Raw genomic sequence first — 21,778 nt, 5'->3', positions numbered from 1 at the left:
GGCATCCACCTTCAAAATTTGTAGCCGAGCGTCAGGCCGTAGGTCCGCGGGTCCTCATAATAGGCCTGGACCGGCGACCCGAGCAGCGGCGAGCTCACATAGCTGTTGCCGACCACCGTCTTGTCGGTGAGATTCTTGACGAACAGCGAGCCCGACCAATGCTCGTCCCCCGACGTCCAGTTGAGGAACAGGTTGATCTTGCTGTTGGCCGCCTGGCTGACGATCGAACGGTTGAACGGCGTGAAGTAGACGCGGTCGCGCCACGCCAGTTCGCCGCGCAGGGTGAAATCGCCGACGGTGGTCGGCATGCTATATTGCGCCCCGACGAAGGCGGTGAAGTCAGGCGACTGGGACAGGCGATTGCCCGACAGATCGAAGGCCGGCAGACCCGTATCGGGATCGACGGTCGTGCCGTCACCGAAGGTGCGCGCGGGATCGCCGCTGACATAGTCGTCGAACCGCGCATGGAGCCAGGAGCCCGATGCGTTGATCTCGAAACCCGGGAAGGGGTTGGCGGTCAGCTCAGCCTCGAGGCCGTAGATCGTCGCCGTCGCCGCATTTTCGAGCGCCAGCACCTGTCCCGCGATCTTGCCGATCTGCAGGTCCTTATAGGTGTAATGGAAGCCCGCGAGGTTGATCCGGAGCCGGCGATCGAAAAGCGTCGACTTGATGCCGCCCTCGAACGCGTCGACCTTTTCGGGATCGACGGGGTTCTGGAACTGGCCGAGATTGTAGGTGCCGGCCTTGAAGCCTTTCGACCAGGACGCATAGAGCAACAGCTCGGGCGTGACCTGCCAGTCCAGGCCGAGGCGGGGGGTGAAGGAATCGAAGCTCGCCTTGTCCCGGCGGCTGGCGAGCGGCAATGGCACGGTGGGATCATAGGGTGTCGTGAAGTCGAAGAGGAACAGGTCCTCGTCGCGCTTTCTCTCATGGCTGTAGCGGGCACCGACGGTCAGGCGGACATCGTCGACGACCTCATAGCTCGACTGGCCGAACAGTGCATAGGCGTCGGTCTTGATCGTACCGCCGAAGAAGGCGCCCTGGACGTCGGTACCGGGAAACGGGAAGCCGACGAGGAAATTGTTGAAGGGGATGACCTGCGCGCCATAGTCCTTCTCGTGGAAATAATAGGCGCCGACCAGCCAGGTGAGTCGGCTCGTCTGACCCGACAGCTGCAATTCCTGGCTGATCTGCTCGTCGCGTTCGAGCTGGGTGATCGAGGCCAGGGGAGCGCTGGTGGAATCGAGATCGGTGAGGGTCGTGTAGCGCGTGTTGCGATAGGCGGTCAGCGACCGGAATTCGATGCCGCCGCCGAGATCGTAGCTGAGCTTGGCCAGCCCGCCCCAGAAGCGGGCGCGGTTGCTGGGCGAAACATCGGTGTCGATATCGCGCGGACCGGACGCGACGGTGCCTCCGTAGACCAGGCCGAAGGGCTGATAGGGAACGCCCGGCGCGGTCTCGCCGGCCGCGCCGGCATAATGATAGCTGCCCGAACTGTCGTTGCGGCGATAATAGTCGCCGGTGAGCTCCAGTTCGCCGCGATCGCCGAGATCGAACAACAGCTTGCCGCGCGCGGCGAAGCTCTTCAGGTCGTCGATCGGCTTGCCGGTGAAGAGGTTCCGGCCATAGCCGTCGCGGTGCTCGGCCTGGAAGGCGACGCGCGCCAGCACGCCTTCGCCGGCGATCGGGCCGCTCACCGCGCCCTCGGCCAGCGTCCGACCATAATTGCCTACGGTCCCGCGCAGATAGCCGGAAACCTCCCGCGTCGGCGCGCGGGTCGTCAGGTTGATCGAACCGCCGGTGGCGTTGCGCCCATAGAGGGTACCCTGCGGCCCGCGCAGCACCTCGACCTGCTCGATATCGTAGAAGCTGGCCAGCGCGGCGATCGACCGGGAGACGAAGACACCGTCCATGTGGAAGGCGATGCTGCCCTCCGCGCCCGGCGAGAGGTTTTCGAGGCCGATGCCGCGCAACGCGATCTTCGCCACGCCGAGCTGGGGCCCGAGATTGAGATTGGGAACCGAGGCGACCACCCCGGCAAGATCGGTGATGCCCGAGCGATCGAGCTGGGTCGAGGTCACCGCGGTGATCGCCAGCGGCACCTTCTGAAGCGGCTCCGCGCGCTTCTGGGCGGTGACGACGATGTCTCCATCGCCCTCCCCGCCGGTCTCGGCCGCGGCGGCCGGCGCCGCGAGAAGGGCGAGCAAGGCGCCCGATACCAGAAGTCCGGATTGGATATGCCGTTTCATAGAGGAGAGGTCCCTTTCTGTGCGATCGCCCTCCCTGAGCGATCGGCGATCGAGCCATCTTCCCGACGTGCGACCGGCCGGCTCGCGGCCGACCCGTCGGCCGGTCCGCAATGGCGATCGCACTGGATGATACTGTTCCCGTATGACGGCTCTGGCAGCATGATGGGGCGGCAGGGGCGGTAATTTCATTCACAAAATTAGCCGGATCACGCCGTCGGCGGGTTATGAAGCGACCGCGATCGGAACCCTGCGGGAAACAGCTTTACCCGGATCGCGTACCGGCCGCTGTGCCGGGGTCCGACGACGCTGGCGGCAAGGCCCCGGCAATCGGGCGCATCATCACCCGAGCACGGGAATCGCGGCGCGGAGGAACGGGTAAAATCCTTACCCGGGATGCGTCCATTCCTTGCCGATCATGACAGTCCGCACCGGATCGCGGCCCGATTAACGGAATGATCTGACCCGGCGATGCGCGATAGCAATGAGGGGCGGAAGATGGCGGGAAGCACGATCCCGCCCGCCCCGTTTTTTGGAGAGCGCATCCATGTGCCCATCGGCCGACATCCAGACACGCAGCGGGGAACGGTCCACGACCGCGCGGATCAACTATCTGGCGGAAACCGACATCCGTCCGGAGGTCTGGAACGAGGATTTCTCGCGCAATATCCTGCCGCTGGTCCCGGTCGATGTCCGGATCGCGGACGGAAGAACGCTCGCCGATCCGCCGAGGCTCGACAGGGAGGGCTTCGCGCTGCTGCCCCATGAGACGGCGGTCGCGGAACTGGCGAACAACGTCGAGGCGTCGGAACCCTATCGTCGCGCCCTGCAGGACATGCTTCTCGCGGTGACCGGTGCCGACCGGGTCGACATGGCGGCGAACAGCGTGGTGCGCCGGGCGAGGCCGCCGGGCGAGGCAGACCATGACAGCGGACTACCGGTCCCCTTCATCCATTGCGACTGTTCCGAGGCCGGGGTCTGGTACATGCTCGAATGGGCCTATCCCAAGGCCCCGGACCGCAAGATCGCACGGGTGGCGCTGTTCAACCTCTGGCGGCTGCTATCGCCGGGACCGACCGATCTTCCCCTCGCGGTCTGCGATGCCCGTAGCGTGGCGCCGGGCGACGTCGTCGCTGGAGATTCGCGCTTCCTGACCTCCGGCATATCGTTCGAAAGCGGCTTCGTCCGCGCCAACCCCGATCATCGTTGGGTCTATTTTCCGGACATGCGCACGGACGAGGTGCTGGTCTTCAAGCAATATGACAGCGACCGACGCTTCGCGCTGCAATGCCCGCACACCGCCTTTCACGACGCAAGCTGTCCGCCCGGCCCGGCGCCACGGGTGAGCATCGAATCCCGCGCGGCCTGTTACTGGTTCGCGGACTGATCCGCCCGCCCTCCTTCATGCACGCCCGCCGACGAGCGCGGCGCCTTCCGAGGAACGATGCACATGACCGACCCTTACCCACGACGCCGATCGGTGGAGGCAGACCTCAACTATATCGATGACCGGGACGGCGTGCGCCCGCAGGTCTATAACGAGGATTTCACCCGCAACGTCCTGCCGCTGCAGGCGGTCACGGTTCCGATCGAGGATGTCGGCGACCGGAACCCGCCGCCGCGCCTCGACGTCGAGGGTTTCGCGCTCGTCGCCCATCGCAGCGCAGTCGATGACCTCACCGGTCCCGCGCCGTCCTTCGAGGACTACCGGGCCGAGCTCAAGGCCTTGCTCGAGACGCTGATCGACGCCGACCATGTCGAGATGGCGAACGCCAGCCCGGTCCGCCGCAGCGTGCCGGCGCACGAGGCCGATCTCGACAACGGTTTCCCGGTGCCGATCGTCCATGGCGACATCACCGCCGCAGGCGTGCCCCATATGGTCGGCTGGGCTTATGGGCCGCCGCCGGCCCGGCCGGTGAAGCGGATGGCGCTGTTCAACTTCTGGCGTCTGCTCTCGACCGGCCCCACCGACACGCCACTGGCGGTCTGCGATGCCCGCACCTTCGAAAAGGCCGACGTGGTCGCCGGCGATTCCCATTTCCTGACCGACGGCTTCACCTTCGAGGCGGTCTTCGTCCGGCCCAATCCCGGGCATCGCTGGTGCTATTTTCCGCGGATGACGAGCGGCGAGGTGCTGATCTTCAAGCAATATGATTCCGATCCGGCCTTCCCGTCGCAGGTACCGCACAGCGCGTTCACCGACACCTCCTGCCCGCCCGGCGCGGAGCCGAGGATCAGCGTGGAATCGCGCGCGATCGCCTATTGGTTCGCCGACTGACGTGCGCCGTCCGCCCGTGCCCGGCCTCCATCCTTCCCTTCATCGATCGCGACGGGACATGCCGATCCGACGACAGAGCATCGAATATGATCATGCGGGGTGCCGGATGACCGGCTACCTGGCCGACGGGAGCGACGCGGCCGGCACCGCGCCCGGCGTGCTGCTGGCGCATGAGGCGCCGGGGATGTCGCCGCTGATGCGCCAGCGCGCGGACAGCCTCGCCGATCTCGGCTATGTCGCCTTCGCGCTCGATCTCCACGGCGCCGTCGACTTCGACCAGGCCGAGTCCCGGCGCCGCCATGCCGAGCTGATGAAAACGCCCTTCCTGATCCGCGACCGGGCGATGGCGGCGCTCGCCGTGCTCACCGACCAGCCGGGGATCGACCCCGGAAGGGTCGGCGCGGTGGGCTTCTGCCAGGGCGGGATCACGGTGATGGAGCTGGCGCGTGCCCGCGCGCCGATCCGCTGCGCGATCGGCTTCCATCCCGGCCTCAGGCGCCCCGCCGGGACACCTCCGGGGCCGATCGACGCGCGTGTCATGATGCTCGTCGGCGATGACGACCCGCTCGCCCCACCCGAGGATCGCGCCACCTTCGCGGCCGAGATGACAGCGGCCGGCGCGGCCTGGGAAATGCACCTGTTCGGCGGGGTGCAGCATGCCTTCACCAATCTGGGCATCGAACGGCTCGGCATGGCCGGCTTCCATTACGACGCGCGCGCGACCAGCCGCGGCTGGGCGATGATGCTGGACATGCTGGAGGAGACGCTGGCGCCCTGAAATCGCCGCGGCCACATGCCTCAGAGCACCGGGAGCGCGCTCGCCTCTTTCACCCGGGTCATCACGACGCCGGTGATGACCTCGCGTACGCCGGGCAGCTGGGTCAGCTTCTGATAGAAGAAACTCTCATATTGCGAGATGTCGGGCACGATCATCTTCAGGATGACGTCGGTCCTGCCGAGCAGGATCGAGCATTCGAGCACTTCGGGGAGCTTCTGGACCTCCTCCTTGAATGCCTTCATCTCCTCGGCATTATGGGTAGCGAGCTTGACCGTCGCGTACAGCATGACGTGCAGCCCTATGGCGTCGGGATCGACCAGCCAGATCTGCCGCTTGAGCACGCCGGCGTCGCGCAAGCGGCGTACCCTCCGCCAGCAAGGCGGCGGCGTCATGCCAAGCCGGTCGGCGAGTTCGCTGATCGACAGCGAACCGTCCTCCTGGAGTGCGCAGAGGATCGTCTTGTCGATGGCGTCGAGTGCGATCGCGGCGGGGCGTTCGGCGCGCGGCTGAAACTCCGCCACCTTGCGCAGGCTGGACATTGTCGACGCCAGACGGTTGGAAAGATGTTCGGCCATCGCGCATCCTCGTACCACAGGTCGCCCAACGGCACGGGCGCCGGCCACCCATGTGGCAGCCACGAGAGCCGATGGCAATAAAATGAATCATATTCTCTATTAATGATGGCTGACAACAGGCAGGCGCACGATCCCGACGCGCCCTTCATATCTAAGGGAACGACCGTGCCGACGGAGCCCCCCGGCAGCGCTAAATCGAGCCGTTCAAACCGAAATCTTGATCGGCTTTATGTGACCAACCTTGCCAACCCGTCCTCCCATGACTAGCAACGACGGGCATGTGCGCGGCAGCGCCGGCAACGACAGGGACAAGGGCGGACGCCATGGTGCAGGTAAAGAAGGAAGCGGTACGTCAGCGGATCATCGAGACCGCGGACCGACTGTTCCACCAGAAGGGCTTCATCGCCACGACGATCGGGCAGATCGCCAAGGACGCGCAGATGGCGGGCTCAGCGATCTACGTCTATTTCCCGTCGAAGCTGGACATCGCCCTGGCCATCTTCGAACCGCGCATCATCGCCGAGATGGACGTGACCGAAAAGGCGTCGATGCGGATCAAGGACAAGCGGGCGCGGCTCGCCTATATCCTCAAGCGCCTCTGGCACGACATTCCGCTGCAGAACAATAATTACTTCAACAACCTGATCCAGGCGCTGGTGATCTCCAGCAACGACGAGAACTACAAACCGACGATATTGCTGGAGATCAAGACGCGCATCGGCGCGATGATCGGCACCTGCCTGTCGCCCGAGCGCGCGGCGGCGTTCGACATCGATGCCTTCACCCAGCTCGCGGTGATGGCGTTCGACGGCTTCGTTATCAACGGCCACCTCAACCCCGCCGAAGTCGGCAGCGATCGCATCATCGACCTGACCTGTTCGATGATACTGGGCGGTGACGGTTGACCACCACCCCCGACCACAAGAGAATATAATTCGTTATTGACCCGCCCGATCTGGGAGGATAGGCAAATCGTCACGCTGACACGAAGGAGTCGAACGTGACGGAAGAGCTGAATCCAGCCGAGCTCCCTTTCCTATTCCGTGAAGAACTGCGGCTGTGCCGGGTGACGGAAGGCACGCAGATTGTGCTCGTCACCGATCTCAATACGCGTTTGGATTATATCCAGGCAGCCTTCGCCGCGGCCGATGACCTCGGCGCGCGCATCTTCGAGGTCAAGATCTCCAAGCCCTTCCACCCGGTCATGATCGCCAGCCAGGGCGGCGGCGACACGCTCGCTTCGCTGCCCGGCGCGATCCAGGCGATCAATTCGGCCGATCTGGTGCTCGTCTTCCACACCGCGCTCGGCTCCCCTTGGCTGCAGGAAGCGCGCAAGCGCGGTGTGCGTTTCCTCCTGATCCTCGACGGGCCCGACGAACTCAAGCGCCTGATGTCGCCCCCGGGCCTGAAGGAAGCGCTCATCTACGCGCGCGACCTCACCCGCAACACGCGGGAGATGCACGTCACCAGCGATGCCGGCACCGACTTCCGCGTCAGGCTCGGCGAACTCGATACGCTGTGCCAATATGGCTATGCGGATGAGCCCGGCGTGGTCGACACTTGGGGTGGCGCGCACTTCTCGACCTGGCCCGATCCGGACGGCAGCGAGGGCATCGTCGTGCTGAAGCCGGGCGATGCCTGGATCCTGCCCTATGTCCGCTATTTCGAAGGCGAGGTCCGCCTCACCGTCGAGAAGGGCTATATCCGCGACGTGGCGGGCAGCGGCTCGGACGCCAGGCTGATGCGGCAGTTCTTCAGGGCGCACCAGAAATCGCCCGACGACCTGCGCCCCTATGCGATCGCACATCTCGGCTGGGGCCTCAATCCGAACAGCTATCTCGACCAGATCGCGCTGCACGGCGCCACGACGACCAAGATCATCAGCCACACCCGCGCCTGGCCCGGCGTATTCCTGTTCTCGACGGGTCCCAACGACCAGGGCGGCGGCACCAACACGACGCCGGCGCATCTCGATCTTCCCATGTTCGACTGCTCGGTGGCCTATGACGGCAAGCTCGTCATCGACAAGGGCGAGGTCGTCGATCCCCGGATGATCGTCCAGCCGGCGGACGACCTCCGGATCGCGGCATGAGCCGGAGCGGTTCCTGGGGAGTGCCAGCCGGCCTCCCCGACCCTTCCGGCCCCTATTCGCTCGCATCGGCCACGCCCGAAGGACTGATCCACACCGCCGGCCTCGTCGCTCTGGACGCCGCCGGCACGGTGGTGGGGAAGGACGACGCCGCGGCGCAGACTCGCGAGATCTTCGCCCAGGCGCGCACGATCCTCTGCGCCGCCGGCGCGGCGCTCGCGGACGTCGTCTTCGCGCATGTCTTCGTGTCCGACATGCGGCACTATGAAGCAATCAACGCAGCCTATCGCGAGGCTTTCGCCGAGACCGGCCGCCCGCTCCCGCCGCGTTACTGCATCCGCGCCGATCTGGTGAAGGACTCCCTGCTCGTCGAGATCGCCTTCGTCGCCAGGAAGGGCGGCTGAACGATGCTGATCCAGGACTATCCCCCGCAGGAGCCGCCTACCGAGACCCTCCTCTTCCTGCACGGCCGGCTGATGGTGTTGGCCGAGGGGATCGAGGGCGAGGAGCATCGCCATGGCGACGATCCCAGCCAGTCGCTGATCGTCTATCCGGCCCCCGAGCCCGGTGGCCCGGTGCTCATCTTCATGCACGGCGGCGGCTGGACCAATGGCTACAAGGAGGAGATGGCCTTCCTCGCGCCCGTGCTGAACGCGGCCGGCTTCACTTTGGTCAGCAACAGCTACAGGCTCGCGCCGAGGCATGTCTTTCCGGCCAATGCCGACGATGCGGCCGAAGCGGTGGCACGGACATGGCGGCTCGCCGAACGATATGGCTATGACCGCGACGCGATCTTCATCGGCGGCCATTCGGCCGGCGGGCACCTGGCGGGCCTGTTGGCGGTGACCTCCGACTGGCAGGCGGCACGCGGCCTTCCCGGCGACGTGATCAAGGGCTGCCTGCCGATCTCGGGCACGTTCGATTTCACGCCGGGATGCGGCCTGTCGATGCGGCCGCGCTTTCTGGGGCCCGAGGGCCGATTCAACGAGGTGAAGGCGAGTCCGCTCTTCCGGCTCGGCGAAACCGCTCCGCCCTTCCTGATCGCCCATGGCACCGAGGACTTCCCGCACCTGATGGTACAGGCGAAGAAATTCGCCATGGTGCTGCGCGCGCGGGGATTGGCGGCGGAAACCGTCGAGGTCCCGGACGCGACCCACGGCACGGTGCTGCTGATGGCCGCGGAGACCGACAAGCCCTGGCTGCCGGCGGCGACGCACTGGATGCGTGCAGTGCTCGGCCGGCGCGCGTAAGCCACAACACCCACAGCTCCCTTTTCCAGGATCGAACCATGGCCACCATAGCGCTCGTCGACGCCAACACGATCATCGAAACCGCCTTCGCCCGGGCACAACAACTCGCGCTCAAGCCCCTGACCGTGGCGGTGCTCGACGCAGGCGGGCACCTGGTCGCGCTGCAACGGCAGGACGGTTCGTCCAACCTGCGGGCCGGGATCGCGATCGGCAAGGCCGGTGGTGCGCTCGCGCTGGGCGTATCGAGCCGCAAGATCGGCGAAATGGCGATCGAGCGCCCGACCTTCATCAATGCGCTCGTTCCGATCGCGCCATCCGGGATCGTTCCCTCGGCCGGCGGCGTCATCGTCGTCGATGGCGATGGCCGGACGATCGGCGCGGTGGGCGTGACCGGCGACATCGCGGACAATGACGAGCTCTGCGCGCTGGCCGGGATCGCCGCGGCCGGGCTGGCGGCGCAAGGCTGAGAGCCCGCGGCACCAGGCCGACGCCGGAAACGCCGACCATGCAGGCACATCGTATCCACGACATCGCCGACCTGCGCCGGCGGGCCGCCCGCAAGCTGCCGCGGCCGATCTTCGACTATATCGAGGGCGGCGCCGAGGACGAGCTGGCACTGCGCGATTCGCGCGCCGCCTTCGATCGCTATCGCTTCCTGCCTCGCATGCTGACCGACGTCTCCTCGCCCCATATCGAGACCGAGCTGTTCGGCCGGCGGCTGCCCTTGCCGCTGATGTTGTCCCCCACAGGCCTGACCCGGCTGTTCCACAAGCGCGCCGAGCTGGCGGTGGCCGAGGCCGTCCGCGATCTGGGGCTTCCCTATTGCCTGTCGACGATGGGCACGACGACGATGGAAGAGTTCGCCCAGGCCGTTCCCGGGCCGCGCCTGTTCCAGATCTACATCTTCCGCGACCGGGGACTGACCGAAGAGTTCCTCGACCGTGCCAAGGCGGCGGGCTATGACGGCCTGGTCCTGACCGTCGACACGGCGGTCGCCGGCCATCGCCAGCGCGACCTGGTCAATGGACTAAGCATCCCGCCGCGCCTGACCCTGCGCGGCTTCCTGGGCTTCGCCACACGGCCCGCCTGGTCGCTGCCCGCATTGCTCGGCCGCCCATTCGAGTTCGTCAACGTCGCCCATCGCGCGACCGGCGCGCAGGATGGCGACACATCGCTCCACGCCTATGTCGCGGACCAGTTCGACCGCAGCCTGACCTGGGCCGATGTCGAATGGCTCGCCGCACGCTGGAGCGGCCCGCTCGCCGTCAAGGGCATATTGGCGGCGGCGGATGCGCGGCGCGCGCTCGACGCCGGCGCCGACACGGTGATGCTGTCCAACCATGGCGGCCGGCAGCTGGAATCGGCAATGGCGCCGATCGACTGCGTCGCCCCGGTCGCCGACGCCGTGGGCGGGCGAATGAAGATCGTCTGCGACGGGGGCATCCGGCGCGGCCGCGACATCGTCAAGGCGCTGGCGCTGGGCGCGGACGCCTGCTCGATCGGCCGCGCCTATCTCTATGGGCTGGCGGCCGGCGGCGCGGACGGCGTCCGCCACGCCATCGAGCTGCTGCGCAGCGAATATGAGCGGACGCTGACCCTCGCCGGCATCGCCGACCGCGCCGCCCTAGGTCCGGAGCTGCTTCGCAGGGCGGGCGGCGCCTGACGACACCGCCCCGTCGGTCATGCCTTCGGGATGATCGGCAGCAGCAGATAGGAGGCATGGTCGCCGCCACTGTAAAGCGTCGTGACCCCGCCGAAGATGTCCGCCGGCCGGTCGGCGGGCTCATCGTGCAGCATCACCGAACTGCCCCGCTGGGAAACGCCGTAGATCTGCGGCATCGGCTCGGGCAAGCCATGGTCGAAATCATGACCGGAGACGGTCAGCTTCAGCCGATATCCTTCGGGAACGACGATGCAGGTCGGCCAGATCTCCACATCGAGTTCATAGATCGAGCCCGGTTCGAGCGGCTGGACTTCGTCATGGGTATGGAACGGCCGCCAGGGCAGACTGCGCGCGGGGTCGAGCTTCCGGTGAGAGGCACGCAGCCAGCCTTGGGTCAGGGGAACGTTGGGATCGACCGCGCCGACGAACAGGACCTCCTTGTCGTCGGGATCGAACAGCCGCAGCGTCAGCAGCAGATCGGCGTCGATGGTCGAGGAGGCGACGAACAGCTTCGCCGCGACCGGCCCGGTGATTTCGGTCTCTCGCGCGAAAGGCGCGGTAGCGAAGATCAGCTCGTCACTCGTCGCGCGGAACGACGCCTCGGCCGGCGCCCCGCCATTGTCGCTGGGGGCCAGCCCCTTGTCCGCCGCATCGAGATAGAAGCGCGTCCATTCGGTGCGGGCGAGCGGCCATTCCGCCTCCTTGCGCTTCCGATAGCCGTCGACGTGGCGGATCTGGAGCTGCAGGGGCGGCTCCCGATCCCAGCCATTGTCGATCCCCTTCAGGAAATGATCGAAGAAGCGCCGCTGCAGATCGACGCCATAATCGGTGTAGAACTCGGTCCAATGCTCCAGGCCGTGCATCTCGAGCCATTTCCGTTCCGACCCGGCCCGCACATAGCCGTCGACATTGCCGCGGAGATGAACGCCCATGCCGCCCCAATTGCCCATCGACAGCACCGGCACCTCGATGCGCGACAGGTCCGGGATGCGTGCCTCGAAATATTCGTCAATCAGCGGGTGGGCGAGCAACGTCGCCTTGATGTCGATGCGGTTGGCGGCGAGTTCGGCCTCGTCGAGCGTCTCGGGACCGCCGATCGGCGTGCCAGCGAAGCGGCTGATCCGGCCACGCTCCCCCAGCCCATATTGCACGTTGAGCACCTGGTTCGGATACCAGCGGATCATGAAGCTGCTGAGCATGCCGCCATGGCGGACCAGGTCGCGGTAGAAGTCCGTGAAACCTTCGAACGGGCAGATCGCCGCCAGGTGCGGCGGCCGCAGCGCGGCAACCTGCCACTGGTTGGCGGCATAATAGGAGATACCGAGCAGGCCGATCCTGCCGTTGCTCCATGGCTGCCCACCCGCCCATTCGATGCATTCGTAGAAATCCTGTGTCTCACGGGGCGAGAAGAAGTCGATGACGCCCGGAGAGCAGCCCGCGCCGCGCGAATCGACGCGTATGCAGATATAGCCGTTGGGCACCCAGCGCTCGGGGTCGGCGGTCTCGAAGTTGAAATAACGGGTCGAGCTCTCCCGGGCGACCTCCGGATGGTCGCGCAGCAGGCCCGCGAAGGCGCCGGGGAAACCATCCTCGAAATGAAGACCCTTGGCATAGGGGCCGTGCGTCATCAGGACCGGATGGCGCCCTTCCACGATCGGGCGATAGATGTCGGCCCGCAGGAAGCCGCCGTCCGACAGCGGGATCTCCACGTCCCAGTCGATCCGCATGCCGTCGACGATCTCGCTCTTGCGCAGCCTGACACTCATATCTTGCTCCTTTCGACGATTCTCGATCGCTTTTACTCAGCCGCCTCGCCGGCCGACGCCGGGCTCGGGACAGTCACGCTCCAAGGGCGATTTCCGCGCCGAGCTTCTCGGCGATCATCAGGGTCGGCAAATTGGTGTTCCCGCGGGGCACCGTCGGCATGATCGAGGCGTCGACCACCCTCAATCCGCCCACGCCCCGCACACGGCCGCCAGGATCGACCACTGCTCCCAAGTCATCCGCCGCCCCCATGCGACAGGTGCTGCTGTGATGGCCCGACGCGCCGACATATTCCCTCGCGATGGCCGCGAGTTCCGCGTCGGATGCGCTGGCGATCGCCGCGGCACGTGGACCGGCCGGCATTGCCCGTTCCAGCAACCCGCGGCTCGCGGGCAGCAGGTCGTAGAGGCCGGCCGCCAGGCTGCTCAACGCCAGGTTCATCGGGGTCGGCCGGTTGAGGCGACGCAGCCGCGCGGAGAATTTGACCGCGAAGAAATTGGCGCCGAGCGCCATGAACTCGGGCGATCGTGCGATCCCCGCCATGTCGCGCAGGCTCCGGATCGTCCTTTCGAGATCGAGCGGATGCGAGAGCAGGTTGAAATCGACCAGCGGTGCGGCGAGCGGATCCGGGGAGCGCAAATCGACCGTTCCACGCGACGCGGGCTTGAGCAGATAGCTTTGCAACGCACCGAGCGCGACGCCGAGCGGATGGTTCGCGGTGCGATTGAGGCACAATATGTAGAGGTCCGAAACCGGATTGCCCGATCCCGAGGAATAGCGGACGCAATTGTGGACCAGCGAGATCGCGCAATTCCGATCGCGCGCGCGGCGCGGCAGGAAGGAGGTGAGGAAGATCATCGGATGATTCTGCAGGTCGCGTCCGACGCCAGGGCTGTCCGCGATCAGCTCGATGCCCAGTTCCCGTAGCCGCGCGGCGGGGCCGATGCCCGATTTCATCAGCAGCGCTGGCGACAGCAGCGCGCCCGCCGACAGGATCACCTCCCGGCACGCCCGGAAACGCACGATCCCGCCGCGGTCGAGGCGCGCGTCCACGGCCACCGCACGCCCGGCCTCGACGACCACCCGCAACGCCGCCGCACGGGTGACGATCCTCAGATTGGCGCGGGCGCGCACCGGCGCGGTCAGATAGCAGATCGAACTCGACTGACGACGATCCGCGGTCTGCGCGAGCGGCAAGGGAAAGAGCCCGTCCCTGAAATCGCCGTTCATGTCGCCGATGAACGGAAGGCCCCGGCCGGCGGCATGGTCCGCCAATGCGCGCGACAGCGGCGGCCAGCTCGCGCGCGGGTTGCGCCGGATGGTCACCGGCCCGGCATCGCCGTGAAGATCATCGGCGAAATCGAGATCCCGCTCGACCTTGCGGAACCACGGCAACACCTCGTCCCACGACCAGCCATGCGCGCCCTGACGCGCCCATCCGTCATAATCGTCGGGCAGGCCCCGCAGCGACAGCATCCCCATCAGGGAGGAGCCGCCGCCGAGGATGCGCGCCTGATGGGCGGACCCGACGTCCCCTTCCGACCGAAGCTCGACGGCGGGAACCGCCCAGCGATAATTCGGATTGAGAGCCGAATCGGCGTGGATCGACAGGATGTCGGCCGGCTCGTTCCCAGGTTCCACATCGTCCCCGGCTTCGAGCAGGAGAACCCGGGCCGAGGGATTCTCGCTCAACCGCGCGGCCAGCACGCATCCCGCGGTGCCGCCGCCGACGACGACATAATCATGGACGCCGTCGTCGATGCGCCGCTGACCGTCCATCGCCTGCCCAACTCCCCGCATCGTCCCGCCCGGCTGGGTGGTGAAGCCGTCAACAAAAGCCTATAAAAGAATATAATTCACTATTGAGACTTGGCAAGCGTTCAAATGATGCGGCTGACCTCGTCGAAATCGAAGCGCGGCGCGCGCGGATGGACCGCTGCCGGATCGCCATAGCCGAGCGTGGTGATGAAATTGACGCGGACATTCCCTTCCGGAAAGAAGGCGGCGTTGACCCCCTCCTCGTCGAACCCCGACATCGGGTTGGTCGCGAGACCCAGGAGGCGCGCAGCGACGATCAGGTAACCCGCTTGCAGCGTCGAGTTGCGGAAGGCGGATTCGGCGATCAGCTTCCGGTCGTCTCCATACCAGCTGCGCGCGTCCACATGCGGGAACAGGCGCGGCAGATGGCGCAGGAAGTCCAGGTCCATGCCGAACACGCCGACGGCCGGCGCGCCACGGACCTTCTCCGCATTGCCGGGATAACAGAGATCGGCGAGCCGCCCTTTCGCCGTTTCCCCGATGCACCACACGACCCGAAGCGGCTGCTGGTTGGTCGAGGTCGGCCCCCATTTGTAGAGGTCGTAGAGCGCCCGCAGCACGTCCTCCGTCACCGCGCGATCGGTATAGCCGTTGGCCGTCCGCGCTTCGCGGAAAAGCCGATCCTTCACATCGTCCAGAGCCAGTTCGCTCATCGTCAGACCTCCACCGGTTAGGGATGACGCGAGCTAGGAACGTTGGTATTCTTTGGAAAGTAGGCACCTTTTGTATACCAGGATATTCGGTCATGGCGCGATCCGAGGCTTCTCCTGTCGAGCATCCCGGGGAAGCCTGTCCCCTGTCCGCCTTCGTCAACATCGTCGCCGGCAAATGGGCGATCCCGATCCTCTATCGGCTGATCGTCACCGACGGCCCGATCCGTTTCCGCGAGCTGCAGCGCGCCGCGCATCCGATCACCCAGAAGGAACTGACGAAGCAGCTACGCCTGCTGGAGGCGCGCGGCCTCGCGATCCGGACCGTCTATGCCGAAGTGCCGCCACGCGTCGAATATGAGGCGACGCCGGTCGCCCGCGAGCTGATCGGTGCGCTCGAAGGCCTTGCCGACTGGGTTCGCACCCATCGGGACAGCTTGGCGCCCGGACCCGCGCGGCTCACTTGAAACGGGCGCGGTCGTGCGGCTGCGCCAGCCATTCCTCATAGCCCTGCGGTCCGAGCGGGATGATGCCCGACGGATTCCATGATTGGGCATAATAGCCCCGCACGATGTGACGGACGTTCACCGTCTCGGCCACGCCGGGTTGCTGATAGATGTCGCGCAGATAACCCGACAGGTTGGGGAAGTCGGCGAGCCGCTGGCGATTGCAGCGGAACAGCGCGTGATAGACGGGATCGAAGCGCAGCAGGCTCGCGGCGAGCTTCCAGTCGCTTTCGGTGATCCGGTCGCCGTTGAGATAGCGGCTCGCACCCAGTAGCGCCTCGGCCCAGTCGAGCGTGTCGAAGATCGCCGAATAGCCCTCCTCATAGCCCTGCTGGGTCGCCGCCGCTCCGGCACGGTAGACCGCGTTGTTGAGGCCCGCATAGATACGGTCGTTCTTGGCGTCGATCTCGGCACGCAATTCGGCCGGATAATAGTCCTGCCGGGCGTCGGTGAAGGCGTCGAAGGCGCCGTTGAGCATACGGATGATCTCGGAGGATTCGTTGTTGACGATCCGCCGCGTCGCCTTGTCCCAGAGGACGGGAACGGACACCACGCCGCTATGGCCCGGATCGGCCGTCGTATAGGCCTGGTGAAGATGGGTGAAGCCTTCGGCCTCGTCGATCGTCGCACCCGGCACTTCCGTGCCGAAGCGCCAGCCCTCCGCCCGGCCGTCGGGAATCGCGATGGTCATCCCGATCACGCCGTGCAGGCGCTTGACGCTGCGATAGACGATCGTGCGCCACGCCCATGGGCATTGCAGCGACACATAGAGATGATAGCGGCCGGCCCCGGCCGGATAGGCTGACGTCCCATCGACGGTCACCGTATCGCGGAATAGCGTGGGCCGGCGGACGAATTCGCCCTTATCGAGCTCGATCGTCGAAAGGTCCGATACCCACTGACCGCGGATCAGCTGTCCCATGGCGCTCGCTCCACCCTCGTCATCGCTTCATCGCGCGCGGTCGTCGCGCGCCAGGTTCTGCGGAAACATGATCCGCCGCGTCTCATCGTCGATGTCCGTCTTGTAGGGATACAGCGTCTCCAACCGCCGCACCCGCGCCACCGCCGGCCGCGCCTCGACCTCGTCGAGCCAGCGGCGAATGTTCGGCGCCCGATCCCAGGCGTCCTCGCCCAGCAGATAGGGAAGCGACGGCGCCCAGCCCCACAACGACATGTCCAGCGCCGTATAGTCCGTCCCCAGCAGATACCGCCGATCGGCCAGCCGGGCCTCGACGATCGACCAATGGCGGTCGGCTTCGAAGGCATAACGGTTGGCGGCATAGGGCTGCGGTTCGGGCGCGTGATGGCGGAAGTGCACCGCCTGCCCCGAAAAGGGGGCGAGGCCGCTGGCGATGAACAGCATCCAGGACAGGAACTCGCCCCTGCGCACGACATCGTCACCGGGGCCGAACAATCCGGTCCTCTCGACCAGATGGAGCAGGATCGCGCTGCTGTCGAAGACGACCACGTCGCCATCGACCAGCACCGGCACCTTGGCGTTGGGATTGAGGGCCGTGAACGCCCGCGTCTGATGGGCGCCGCGCAGCAGGTCGACCGGAACGATCTCGTGCGCGACCCCGGCCTCTTCCAGAAAGAGGGCGACCTTGAGCGGATTGGGCCTCGGACAGAAATAGAGCTTCATCGTCCCTCCCCATCAGAGGCGGATGGAGGCGCCCGCACCGGCGCCTCCCCGACCACCTTCGCCATGGCGGGGCGACACGCCCCGGCCGGCTCAGAAATTGCCGGTCAGCGTCACCCCGAAGGTGCGTGGCGGCGAATAGAAGGTCTGGTTCACGGCCGTCGCGCCGACATTGGCGAAATAGGTCATGTACCGTTTGTTGGTCGCATTCTTGATGAAGAAGAAGGCGCTGTAGCGGCCATCCCCGTCGCGATAGCCGACCTGGCCGTTCACGACCGTATAGGCGCGCTGGATGTCTTCGCCATAGGCATCGACGGTCGTCTGCACCCGCTGCTTGCCGGTGAATTGCACCTCGGGCGCCAGGAAGACCTCGCCCGAGCCGACCGGATGGCGATATTCGGGGGCGAGGCGAAGCTGATATTTGGGCGCACGTCCCAGCGGTTTGCCGGAGAAGTCGCGGTTCGCATCGGGACGGAAGTCGAGATATTTGGTGTCGAGCAGCGTTCCCGAGAAGGTCAGGTCGAAATTCGCACCGAACCGTGCGAGGCCTTCCGCTTCGATACCATAGACCCGCGCCTTGCCCGCGTTGACCCGCGAGCAGCAGATGCCGCCGGGCGGGGTGATCGACAGCTGCTGGTCCTTGTAGACGGTGTAGAAGGCCGCGGTCGACAGGCGCAGATGATTGTCGAAGGCGCTGGCCTTGAGGCCGGCCTCGTAATTGTCGACATATTCGGGCGCCACCGGCCGGGCGATCTGGCTGGTGTTGGTGATGAAGCCGACATCATATTCGCCCGAGCGATAGCCGCGGTTGTAGGATGCGTAGATCAGGGTGCCTCGGGCCGGCGTGAAGTTGAGGCCGATCCGATAGCTCGGCTTGGTCCAGCTTGCCTTGCCCGACAGGTCATAGCTAGCCGGCACCGTGGGCACGAAATTGCCCGTGCCGATCTGGCGGATCTTCTTGCGGTCGTTGGTCAGGCGGATGCCCGCGAACAGGTCGAGCCGGTCGCTGAAGCGATAGGTGCCGTCGACGAAGCCGGCATAGCTGGTGCTGCGCTCGACGAAGGACTGGTCGAGCCGCGTCGTGATGCCCAGGCCGAGGAAATCCGCGAGCAACGCGCCGTCCTGCTTCTGACGGAAGAAGCTGGCGCCGATCATCCAGGTGAACGGCCCGTCATCGGGCGACGCCAGGCGCAGCTCCTGGCTGATCTGGTGCCCCTTCGACAGATGGTTGGTCTTGACGATGTCGAACGGGGATTCGTCGGCGTCGAAGCGATAGTCGCCCTTGGAATGCAGATAGCCGGAGACGCTGGTGAGGGTGAGATCGCCGAGCTCGACGTCGATGTTCAGCGTCGCACCATGGTTCCGGACCTTCGACGGCGTCGGCTGCGCCGCCACGATGTCGATGTCGGCCGGCGGGACATAGCCGGTCACCCGGTTCGATCCGTCCGGCCGCGGGGACCCGTCCACGTTGACCCCACCCGGATAATAAGCCACGCCGTTGGTCGTCGACCGGTCGAAGAACAGCTTCAGATAGGCGTCGACCCCGGCATCCTTGTAGCGCACGCCCAGACGCCCGGCCCAATCGTCGGCATCGTTCAGATGCTTGCCGGTCAGCGTGTTGAAGCTGTACCCGTCGCTGTAGCGGCGGACGCCCGACACGCGCACCGACAGCGCGTCGGTCAGAGCGGTCTGCGCGCCGAGCGACACGTCATAGGTGCCGTATCGCGCGACGGTCAGGGCACCATTGGCGGCGGTGGTACCGTCCGGACGCTTCGAAACGAAGTTGATCGCGCCGCCGGTGGAATTCTTGCCGTACAGCGTGCCCTGCGGTCCGCGCAGTACCTCGACCCGCTCGAGATCGAAGAGCTGGCCGAGCTTCGACGTCGACAGGTTCAGCACGACCTCGTCGAGATAGGTCGCCACGGTGGTCTCGACATTCTTGTCGAACGAGGCTGCGCCGACACCGCGCAGCGTGATCTCCGGAGCCGTGTTGCCATAGGAGGTGGTGACGTTGAGGCTCGGCGCGACCGAGGCGATATCCACGAGCGTGGAAATGCCCTTCTGCTGTAGCGCCTCGTTCGTCAGCGCCGTGGCCGCCACGGGGACGCTTTGCAGCGTCTGAGCGCGCTTCTGTGCGGTGACGACGATATCCCCCAGCCCGTTGCCGTCCGCCGACATGTCGGCCGTTGCCTGCACCTGAGCCGATGCGATACCGCCCTGCATCGCCAGGCAGATGCAGACCGCCACGCCACACAGCAGGAATTTGCGCCGCTCCGTCATATCTCGTCCCCTTTTCTCTCTCCAACGGGGTCCGGATATGCCCGGCTATCCCGTCTCCCTCTGACCGACGAGAGCAATAGTGAGAAATGCCAAAGCGCATGTCAATAGCGAATGATATTCTTTAAAAGAAAGAAAATCCAGCACCTATATCCAAAATTAATGTAAAATTATCAATATCTTAACATGAATATTCCAGTTTCCTAAAGGAATGATTGCTCGGCAATGCGATTTAAGCGCTCAGGCTTGAACGCCTAACCCGATGCGGCCGCCCATCGAATGATACAGGCTCCGACCGGACCGACCAGTGACAGGAAACCGATCGCTGACAACAGCCCCGCCCCGACCACCACACAGCCAAGCTTCAAGGCAAGTTGATCCGGGCCAAAGGGATAGGTGCTAAGCGCGCCGACCAGCAACGGCCCCGTACCTGCGCCGACGCCCACCGAATTGGCCTGCCTATACAGGCCGATCCCCGGAGGAGTGGCTCGGCTATGGCAGGCTGGAGCACGTCATTCTGATGACTGCGCATTTGCGGCAGGCGTACGAGGAAGGCCAGCCCATGCCGAACCAGATGGGGAGCGTCATCGCAAATACCCGCCTGAGCCGGGACTGCGCCCAGCCTCCCATGTTCCGCGTGATCAGGCCTGCACCTTCACGGCCGACCAGGCGAAGAGGCGCGGATCGGCGTCACGGTAGATGGCGGTGTAATCGAGCCGGTTGAGCAGCAGCCCGGCTGTGCGCATCACCTCGACGTCGACCTGGCCGAAGATCGCGGTGAAGCCCGGCTGCGGCGAGACGGTCCGGCCGACCAGCGTTACCTTCCGATAGCTGCGCTCGCCGCTGGTGATCTTGCGGATGAATTCGGCGCGATCCTCCACCATGCCGTTTGCATGGGTGTAATGGAGGTCGTCGGCGAGCACCGCGTTCAGCTCGGCGATGTCGCTCGCCGCCATCGCCCTGAAGCGGCGATCCTCCATGGCGAGCGCCTGCGCGGCGAAATCCTGTGACATTTTCTGGTCCTTCATGCTGCGGCGGGGCGGTGGCGCCGGAAGGGCGCGGTCTCGATCAGGAACAGCGCGATCAGCGCTGCAAGGACGGCGCAGGCCGCCTGGATCATCATCACCGCAACGAGGCCATGCCCGTCGCCGGCGAAGCCCGCGACCACCGGCATCACCGCGCCACCGATCACCTCACCCACGCCCATGACGAGCGCCATCGCAGTGGCGAGCTGGCCGGGCGAGGTGGATTCGGCGGGGATGGTCGCCATGAACAGCGGTAGCGTGCCGCTCGCCGTCCAGCCGAGAAAGAGCAGCGGCGCGAGGGCCCATGGGTCGAGCCCCGAAAAGGTCGTCGCCAGCGGCGGCACCACACCCAGGCTCGCGAACAGCACGATCGCGGGCTTGCGGCCGATCCGGTCGGAAAGACCCGGAACGAGGATGCTGCTCACGACGGCGAAGGCGCCGAGCACCGCCATCAGGCCGCCCATCGCCCCGGGTGCGAAGCCGTTCCCCTGGACGAACTGTACCGGCAGGAAAGCCCAGCCGAGGATCGTCCAGGCGAGCATGCAGCAGGAGATCAGCATGCACAGCAGCAAGTTGCGCGAGCGGAGGAGCGCACCCCAGTCACGCGGCGCCCCGGCATCGATCTCGATCGCTGCCCGACGTTCCGGCTCACGAACCAGCAGCAGGATCAGCACCGCCATGATCAGGCCCGGCAGCCCAGCGACGAAGAAGCCCGCGCGCCAGCCCGCCGTCTCGGCGATCGCGACGAGCAGCGGCGGCGCGATCATCACCCCGACGAGATTGCTCCCGAAATTGTTCATCAGCCCCATCAGCAGGCCGCGCCGTTCGGGCCGCGCCTCGTCCGCGACGATCGCCTGCGACAGCGGCAGGATCGGCCCTTCCGCCGCACCGAGCGCGAAGCGGATCAGCAACAACGACAGGAAGCCGGTCGCGAAACCCGAGGCAATCGACAACAGGCTGAACGCGATCGTCGCGATCAGGACGATCCGCTTGCGCCGTCCCGTCCGATCCGAGACCGAGGAGAAGATCATCCCCGACAGCGCCCAGCTGAGCGCGGTGGCGCCCGCGAGCAACCCGATCTGGCTCGTCGCCGGCTTCAGGTCGGGCGCCACGAACGGCATCATGTAATTGAGCGCGTTGCGGTCGAGGAATACGAGTCCGAAATTGAGACTCAGCAGGGCCGTCAGCACGAATTCGTCGTTGCGGCGCATATTCCCTCC

At 65.8% G+C, this 21,778-nt stretch carries 20 protein-coding genes; 10 read left to right on the top strand and 10 right to left on the bottom strand.

Annotated features, from left to right (window positions below; genetic code table 11):
• Positions 1-11: 11 nt before the first annotated feature.
• The gene (locus tag B5X82_RS15980; RefSeq protein WP_079649176.1) at positions 12-2,249 is read right to left on the bottom strand and encodes a TonB-dependent receptor; all 2,238 of its coding nucleotides are present in this window, start codon (positions 2,247-2,249) and stop codon (positions 12-14) included.
• 544 nt (positions 2,250-2,793) lie between these two features.
• Here B5X82_RS15980 and B5X82_RS15975 point away from each other — a divergent pair.
• The 3 genes from B5X82_RS15975 to B5X82_RS15965 all read left to right on the top strand — a co-directional run bounded on the left by B5X82_RS15975 (position 2,794) and on the right by B5X82_RS15965 (position 5,302).
• The gene (locus tag B5X82_RS15975; protein WP_079649175.1) at positions 2,794-3,633 is read left to right on the top strand and encodes a CmcJ/NvfI family oxidoreductase; all 840 of its coding nucleotides are present in this window, start codon (positions 2,794-2,796) and stop codon (positions 3,631-3,633) included.
• 63 nt (positions 3,634-3,696) lie between these two features.
• Positions 3,697-4,524, top strand: a complete 828-nt coding sequence (locus tag B5X82_RS15970) for a CmcJ/NvfI family oxidoreductase (protein ID WP_223811214.1) — start codon at positions 3,697-3,699, stop codon at positions 4,522-4,524.
• 58 nt (positions 4,525-4,582) lie between these two features.
• The gene (locus B5X82_RS15965; RefSeq protein ID WP_079649173.1) at positions 4,583-5,302 is read left to right on the top strand and encodes a dienelactone hydrolase family protein; all 720 of its coding nucleotides are present in this window, start codon (positions 4,583-4,585) and stop codon (positions 5,300-5,302) included.
• 20 nt (positions 5,303-5,322) lie between these two features.
• Here the strand turns inward: B5X82_RS15965 and B5X82_RS15960 are convergent, their stop codons facing one another.
• Entirely contained in the window at positions 5,323-5,877 is a 555-nt protein-coding gene (locus B5X82_RS15960) for an Lrp/AsnC family transcriptional regulator (RefSeq protein ID WP_079649172.1), read from the bottom strand.
• Between the two features lie 323 nt (positions 5,878-6,200).
• On the opposite strand from B5X82_RS15960, the gene B5X82_RS15955 reads away from it, so the two are divergent.
• From B5X82_RS15955 to B5X82_RS15930, 6 genes are all read left to right on the top strand, one after another.
• Entirely contained in the window at positions 6,201-6,782 is a 582-nt protein-coding gene (locus B5X82_RS15955; protein WP_176152586.1) for a TetR/AcrR family transcriptional regulator, read from the top strand.
• Between the two features lie 95 nt (positions 6,783-6,877).
• On the top strand, positions 6,878-7,969 hold the full coding sequence (locus tag B5X82_RS15950) for a hypothetical protein (protein WP_079649170.1): 1,092 nt from the start codon (positions 6,878-6,880) through the stop codon (positions 7,967-7,969).
• Positions 7,966-8,370: a RidA family protein gene (locus B5X82_RS15945; protein ID WP_079649169.1), complete on the top strand. Its 405-nt coding sequence runs from the start codon at positions 7,966-7,968 to the stop codon at positions 8,368-8,370. The genes B5X82_RS15950 and B5X82_RS15945 overlap by 4 nt, the downstream gene beginning before the upstream one ends.
• Before the next feature lie 3 nt (positions 8,371-8,373).
• The gene (locus B5X82_RS15940; RefSeq protein WP_079649168.1) at positions 8,374-9,216 is read left to right on the top strand and encodes an alpha/beta hydrolase; all 843 of its coding nucleotides are present in this window, start codon (positions 8,374-8,376) and stop codon (positions 9,214-9,216) included.
• 38 nt (positions 9,217-9,254) lie between these two features.
• On the top strand, positions 9,255-9,683 hold the full coding sequence (locus B5X82_RS15935) for a GlcG/HbpS family heme-binding protein (protein ID WP_079649167.1): 429 nt from the start codon (positions 9,255-9,257) through the stop codon (positions 9,681-9,683).
• Positions 9,684-9,721: 38 nt separating this feature from the next.
• A complete protein-coding gene (locus tag B5X82_RS15930; RefSeq protein WP_079649166.1) occupies positions 9,722-10,879 on the top strand; it encodes an alpha-hydroxy acid oxidase in 1,158 nt (385 codons plus the stop codon).
• 17 nt (positions 10,880-10,896) lie between these two features.
• On the opposite strand, the gene B5X82_RS15925 is transcribed toward B5X82_RS15930, so the two are convergent.
• From B5X82_RS15925 to B5X82_RS15915, 3 genes are all read right to left on the bottom strand, one after another.
• Positions 10,897-12,645, bottom strand: a complete 1,749-nt coding sequence (locus B5X82_RS15925) for a CocE/NonD family hydrolase (RefSeq protein WP_217699581.1) — start codon at positions 12,643-12,645, stop codon at positions 10,897-10,899.
• 73 nt (positions 12,646-12,718) lie between these two features.
• Positions 12,719-14,422, bottom strand: a complete 1,704-nt coding sequence (locus B5X82_RS15920) for a GMC family oxidoreductase (RefSeq protein WP_176152585.1) — start codon at positions 14,420-14,422, stop codon at positions 12,719-12,721.
• A 101-nt stretch (positions 14,423-14,523) separates the two neighbouring features.
• Positions 14,524-15,114: a malonic semialdehyde reductase gene (locus B5X82_RS15915; RefSeq protein ID WP_079649164.1), complete on the bottom strand. Its 591-nt coding sequence runs from the start codon at positions 15,112-15,114 to the stop codon at positions 14,524-14,526.
• Between the two features lie 92 nt (positions 15,115-15,206).
• Between B5X82_RS15915 and B5X82_RS15910 the strand changes: the two genes are divergently transcribed.
• Positions 15,207-15,578: a winged helix-turn-helix transcriptional regulator gene (locus tag B5X82_RS15910; protein WP_079649163.1), complete on the top strand. Its 372-nt coding sequence runs from the start codon at positions 15,207-15,209 to the stop codon at positions 15,576-15,578.
• Here the strand turns inward: B5X82_RS15910 and B5X82_RS15905 are convergent.
• From B5X82_RS15905 to B5X82_RS15885, 5 genes are all read right to left on the bottom strand, one after another.
• On the bottom strand, positions 15,571-16,539 hold the full coding sequence (locus B5X82_RS15905; protein WP_079649162.1) for a glutathione S-transferase family protein: 969 nt from the start codon (positions 16,537-16,539) through the stop codon (positions 15,571-15,573). The two genes, B5X82_RS15910 and B5X82_RS15905, sit on opposite strands and share 8 nt — an antisense overlap.
• Positions 16,540-16,566: 27 nt before the next feature.
• Positions 16,567-17,259, bottom strand: coding sequence for a glutathione S-transferase family protein (locus tag B5X82_RS15900; RefSeq protein ID WP_079649161.1), 693 nt, complete (start codon positions 17,257-17,259; stop codon positions 16,567-16,569).
• A 90-nt stretch (positions 17,260-17,349) separates the two neighbouring features.
• Positions 17,350-19,536 (bottom strand): TonB-dependent receptor, encoded by a 2,187-nt coding sequence (locus tag B5X82_RS15895; RefSeq protein WP_079649160.1) that lies wholly within the window; start codon positions 19,534-19,536, stop codon positions 17,350-17,352.
• A gap of 638 nt (positions 19,537-20,174) precedes the next feature.
• The gene (locus tag B5X82_RS15890; RefSeq protein ID WP_079649366.1) at positions 20,175-20,546 is read right to left on the bottom strand and encodes a nuclear transport factor 2 family protein; all 372 of its coding nucleotides are present in this window, start codon (positions 20,544-20,546) and stop codon (positions 20,175-20,177) included.
• 11 nt (positions 20,547-20,557) lie between these two features.
• Positions 20,558-21,769: an MFS transporter gene (locus B5X82_RS15885; RefSeq protein WP_079649159.1), complete on the bottom strand. Its 1,212-nt coding sequence runs from the start codon at positions 21,767-21,769 to the stop codon at positions 20,558-20,560.
• Between the last annotated feature and the right edge of the window lie 9 nt (positions 21,770-21,778).

The sequence above is a fragment of the Rhizorhabdus histidinilytica genome, from assembly GCF_900167915.1.
In the GTDB taxonomy this organism is placed as follows: domain Bacteria; phylum Pseudomonadota; class Alphaproteobacteria; order Sphingomonadales; family Sphingomonadaceae; genus Rhizorhabdus; species Rhizorhabdus histidinilytica.
Note: the sequence above shows the minus strand (reverse complement) of the source record. Positions and strands in the feature narration are given on the sequence as shown.

Excerpts from the sequence above, each read along its gene's own strand:
- B5X82_RS15980 (WP_079649176.1), bottom strand. The coding sequence starts at position 2,249 with ATGAAACGGCATATCCAATCCGGACTTCTGGTATCGGGCGCCTTGCTC.
- B5X82_RS15975 (WP_079649175.1), top strand. The coding sequence starts at position 2,794 with ATGTGCCCATCGGCCGACATCCAGACACGCAGCGGGGAACGGTCCACG.
- B5X82_RS15970 (WP_223811214.1), top strand. The coding sequence starts at position 3,697 with ATGACCGACCCTTACCCACGACGCCGATCGGTGGAGGCAGACCTCAAC.
- B5X82_RS15965 (WP_079649173.1), top strand. The coding sequence starts at position 4,583 with ATGCCGATCCGACGACAGAGCATCGAATATGATCATGCGGGGTGCCGG.
- B5X82_RS15960 (WP_079649172.1), bottom strand. The coding sequence starts at position 5,877 with ATGGCCGAACATCTTTCCAACCGTCTGGCGTCGACAATGTCCAGCCTG.
- B5X82_RS15955 (WP_176152586.1), top strand. The coding sequence starts at position 6,201 with ATGGTGCAGGTAAAGAAGGAAGCGGTACGTCAGCGGATCATCGAGACC.
- B5X82_RS15945 (WP_079649169.1), top strand. The coding sequence starts at position 7,966 with ATGAGCCGGAGCGGTTCCTGGGGAGTGCCAGCCGGCCTCCCCGACCCT.
- B5X82_RS15940 (WP_079649168.1), top strand. The coding sequence starts at position 8,374 with ATGCTGATCCAGGACTATCCCCCGCAGGAGCCGCCTACCGAGACCCTC.
- B5X82_RS15935 (WP_079649167.1), top strand. The coding sequence starts at position 9,255 with ATGGCCACCATAGCGCTCGTCGACGCCAACACGATCATCGAAACCGCC.
- B5X82_RS15930 (WP_079649166.1), top strand. The coding sequence starts at position 9,722 with ATGCAGGCACATCGTATCCACGACATCGCCGACCTGCGCCGGCGGGCC.
- B5X82_RS15925 (WP_217699581.1), bottom strand. The coding sequence starts at position 12,645 with ATGAGTGTCAGGCTGCGCAAGAGCGAGATCGTCGACGGCATGCGGATC.
- B5X82_RS15920 (WP_176152585.1), bottom strand. The coding sequence starts at position 14,422 with ATGGACGGTCAGCGGCGCATCGACGACGGCGTCCATGATTATGTCGTC.
- B5X82_RS15915 (WP_079649164.1), bottom strand. The coding sequence starts at position 15,114 with ATGAGCGAACTGGCTCTGGACGATGTGAAGGATCGGCTTTTCCGCGAA.
- B5X82_RS15910 (WP_079649163.1), top strand. The coding sequence starts at position 15,207 with ATGGCGCGATCCGAGGCTTCTCCTGTCGAGCATCCCGGGGAAGCCTGT.
- B5X82_RS15905 (WP_079649162.1), bottom strand. The coding sequence starts at position 16,539 with ATGGGACAGCTGATCCGCGGTCAGTGGGTATCGGACCTTTCGACGATC.
- B5X82_RS15900 (WP_079649161.1), bottom strand. The coding sequence starts at position 17,259 with ATGAAGCTCTATTTCTGTCCGAGGCCCAATCCGCTCAAGGTCGCCCTC.
- B5X82_RS15895 (WP_079649160.1), bottom strand. The coding sequence starts at position 19,536 with ATGACGGAGCGGCGCAAATTCCTGCTGTGTGGCGTGGCGGTCTGCATC.
- B5X82_RS15890 (WP_079649366.1), bottom strand. The coding sequence starts at position 20,546 with ATGTCACAGGATTTCGCCGCGCAGGCGCTCGCCATGGAGGATCGCCGC.
- B5X82_RS15885 (WP_079649159.1), bottom strand. The coding sequence starts at position 21,769 with ATGCGCCGCAACGACGAATTCGTGCTGACGGCCCTGCTGAGTCTCAAT.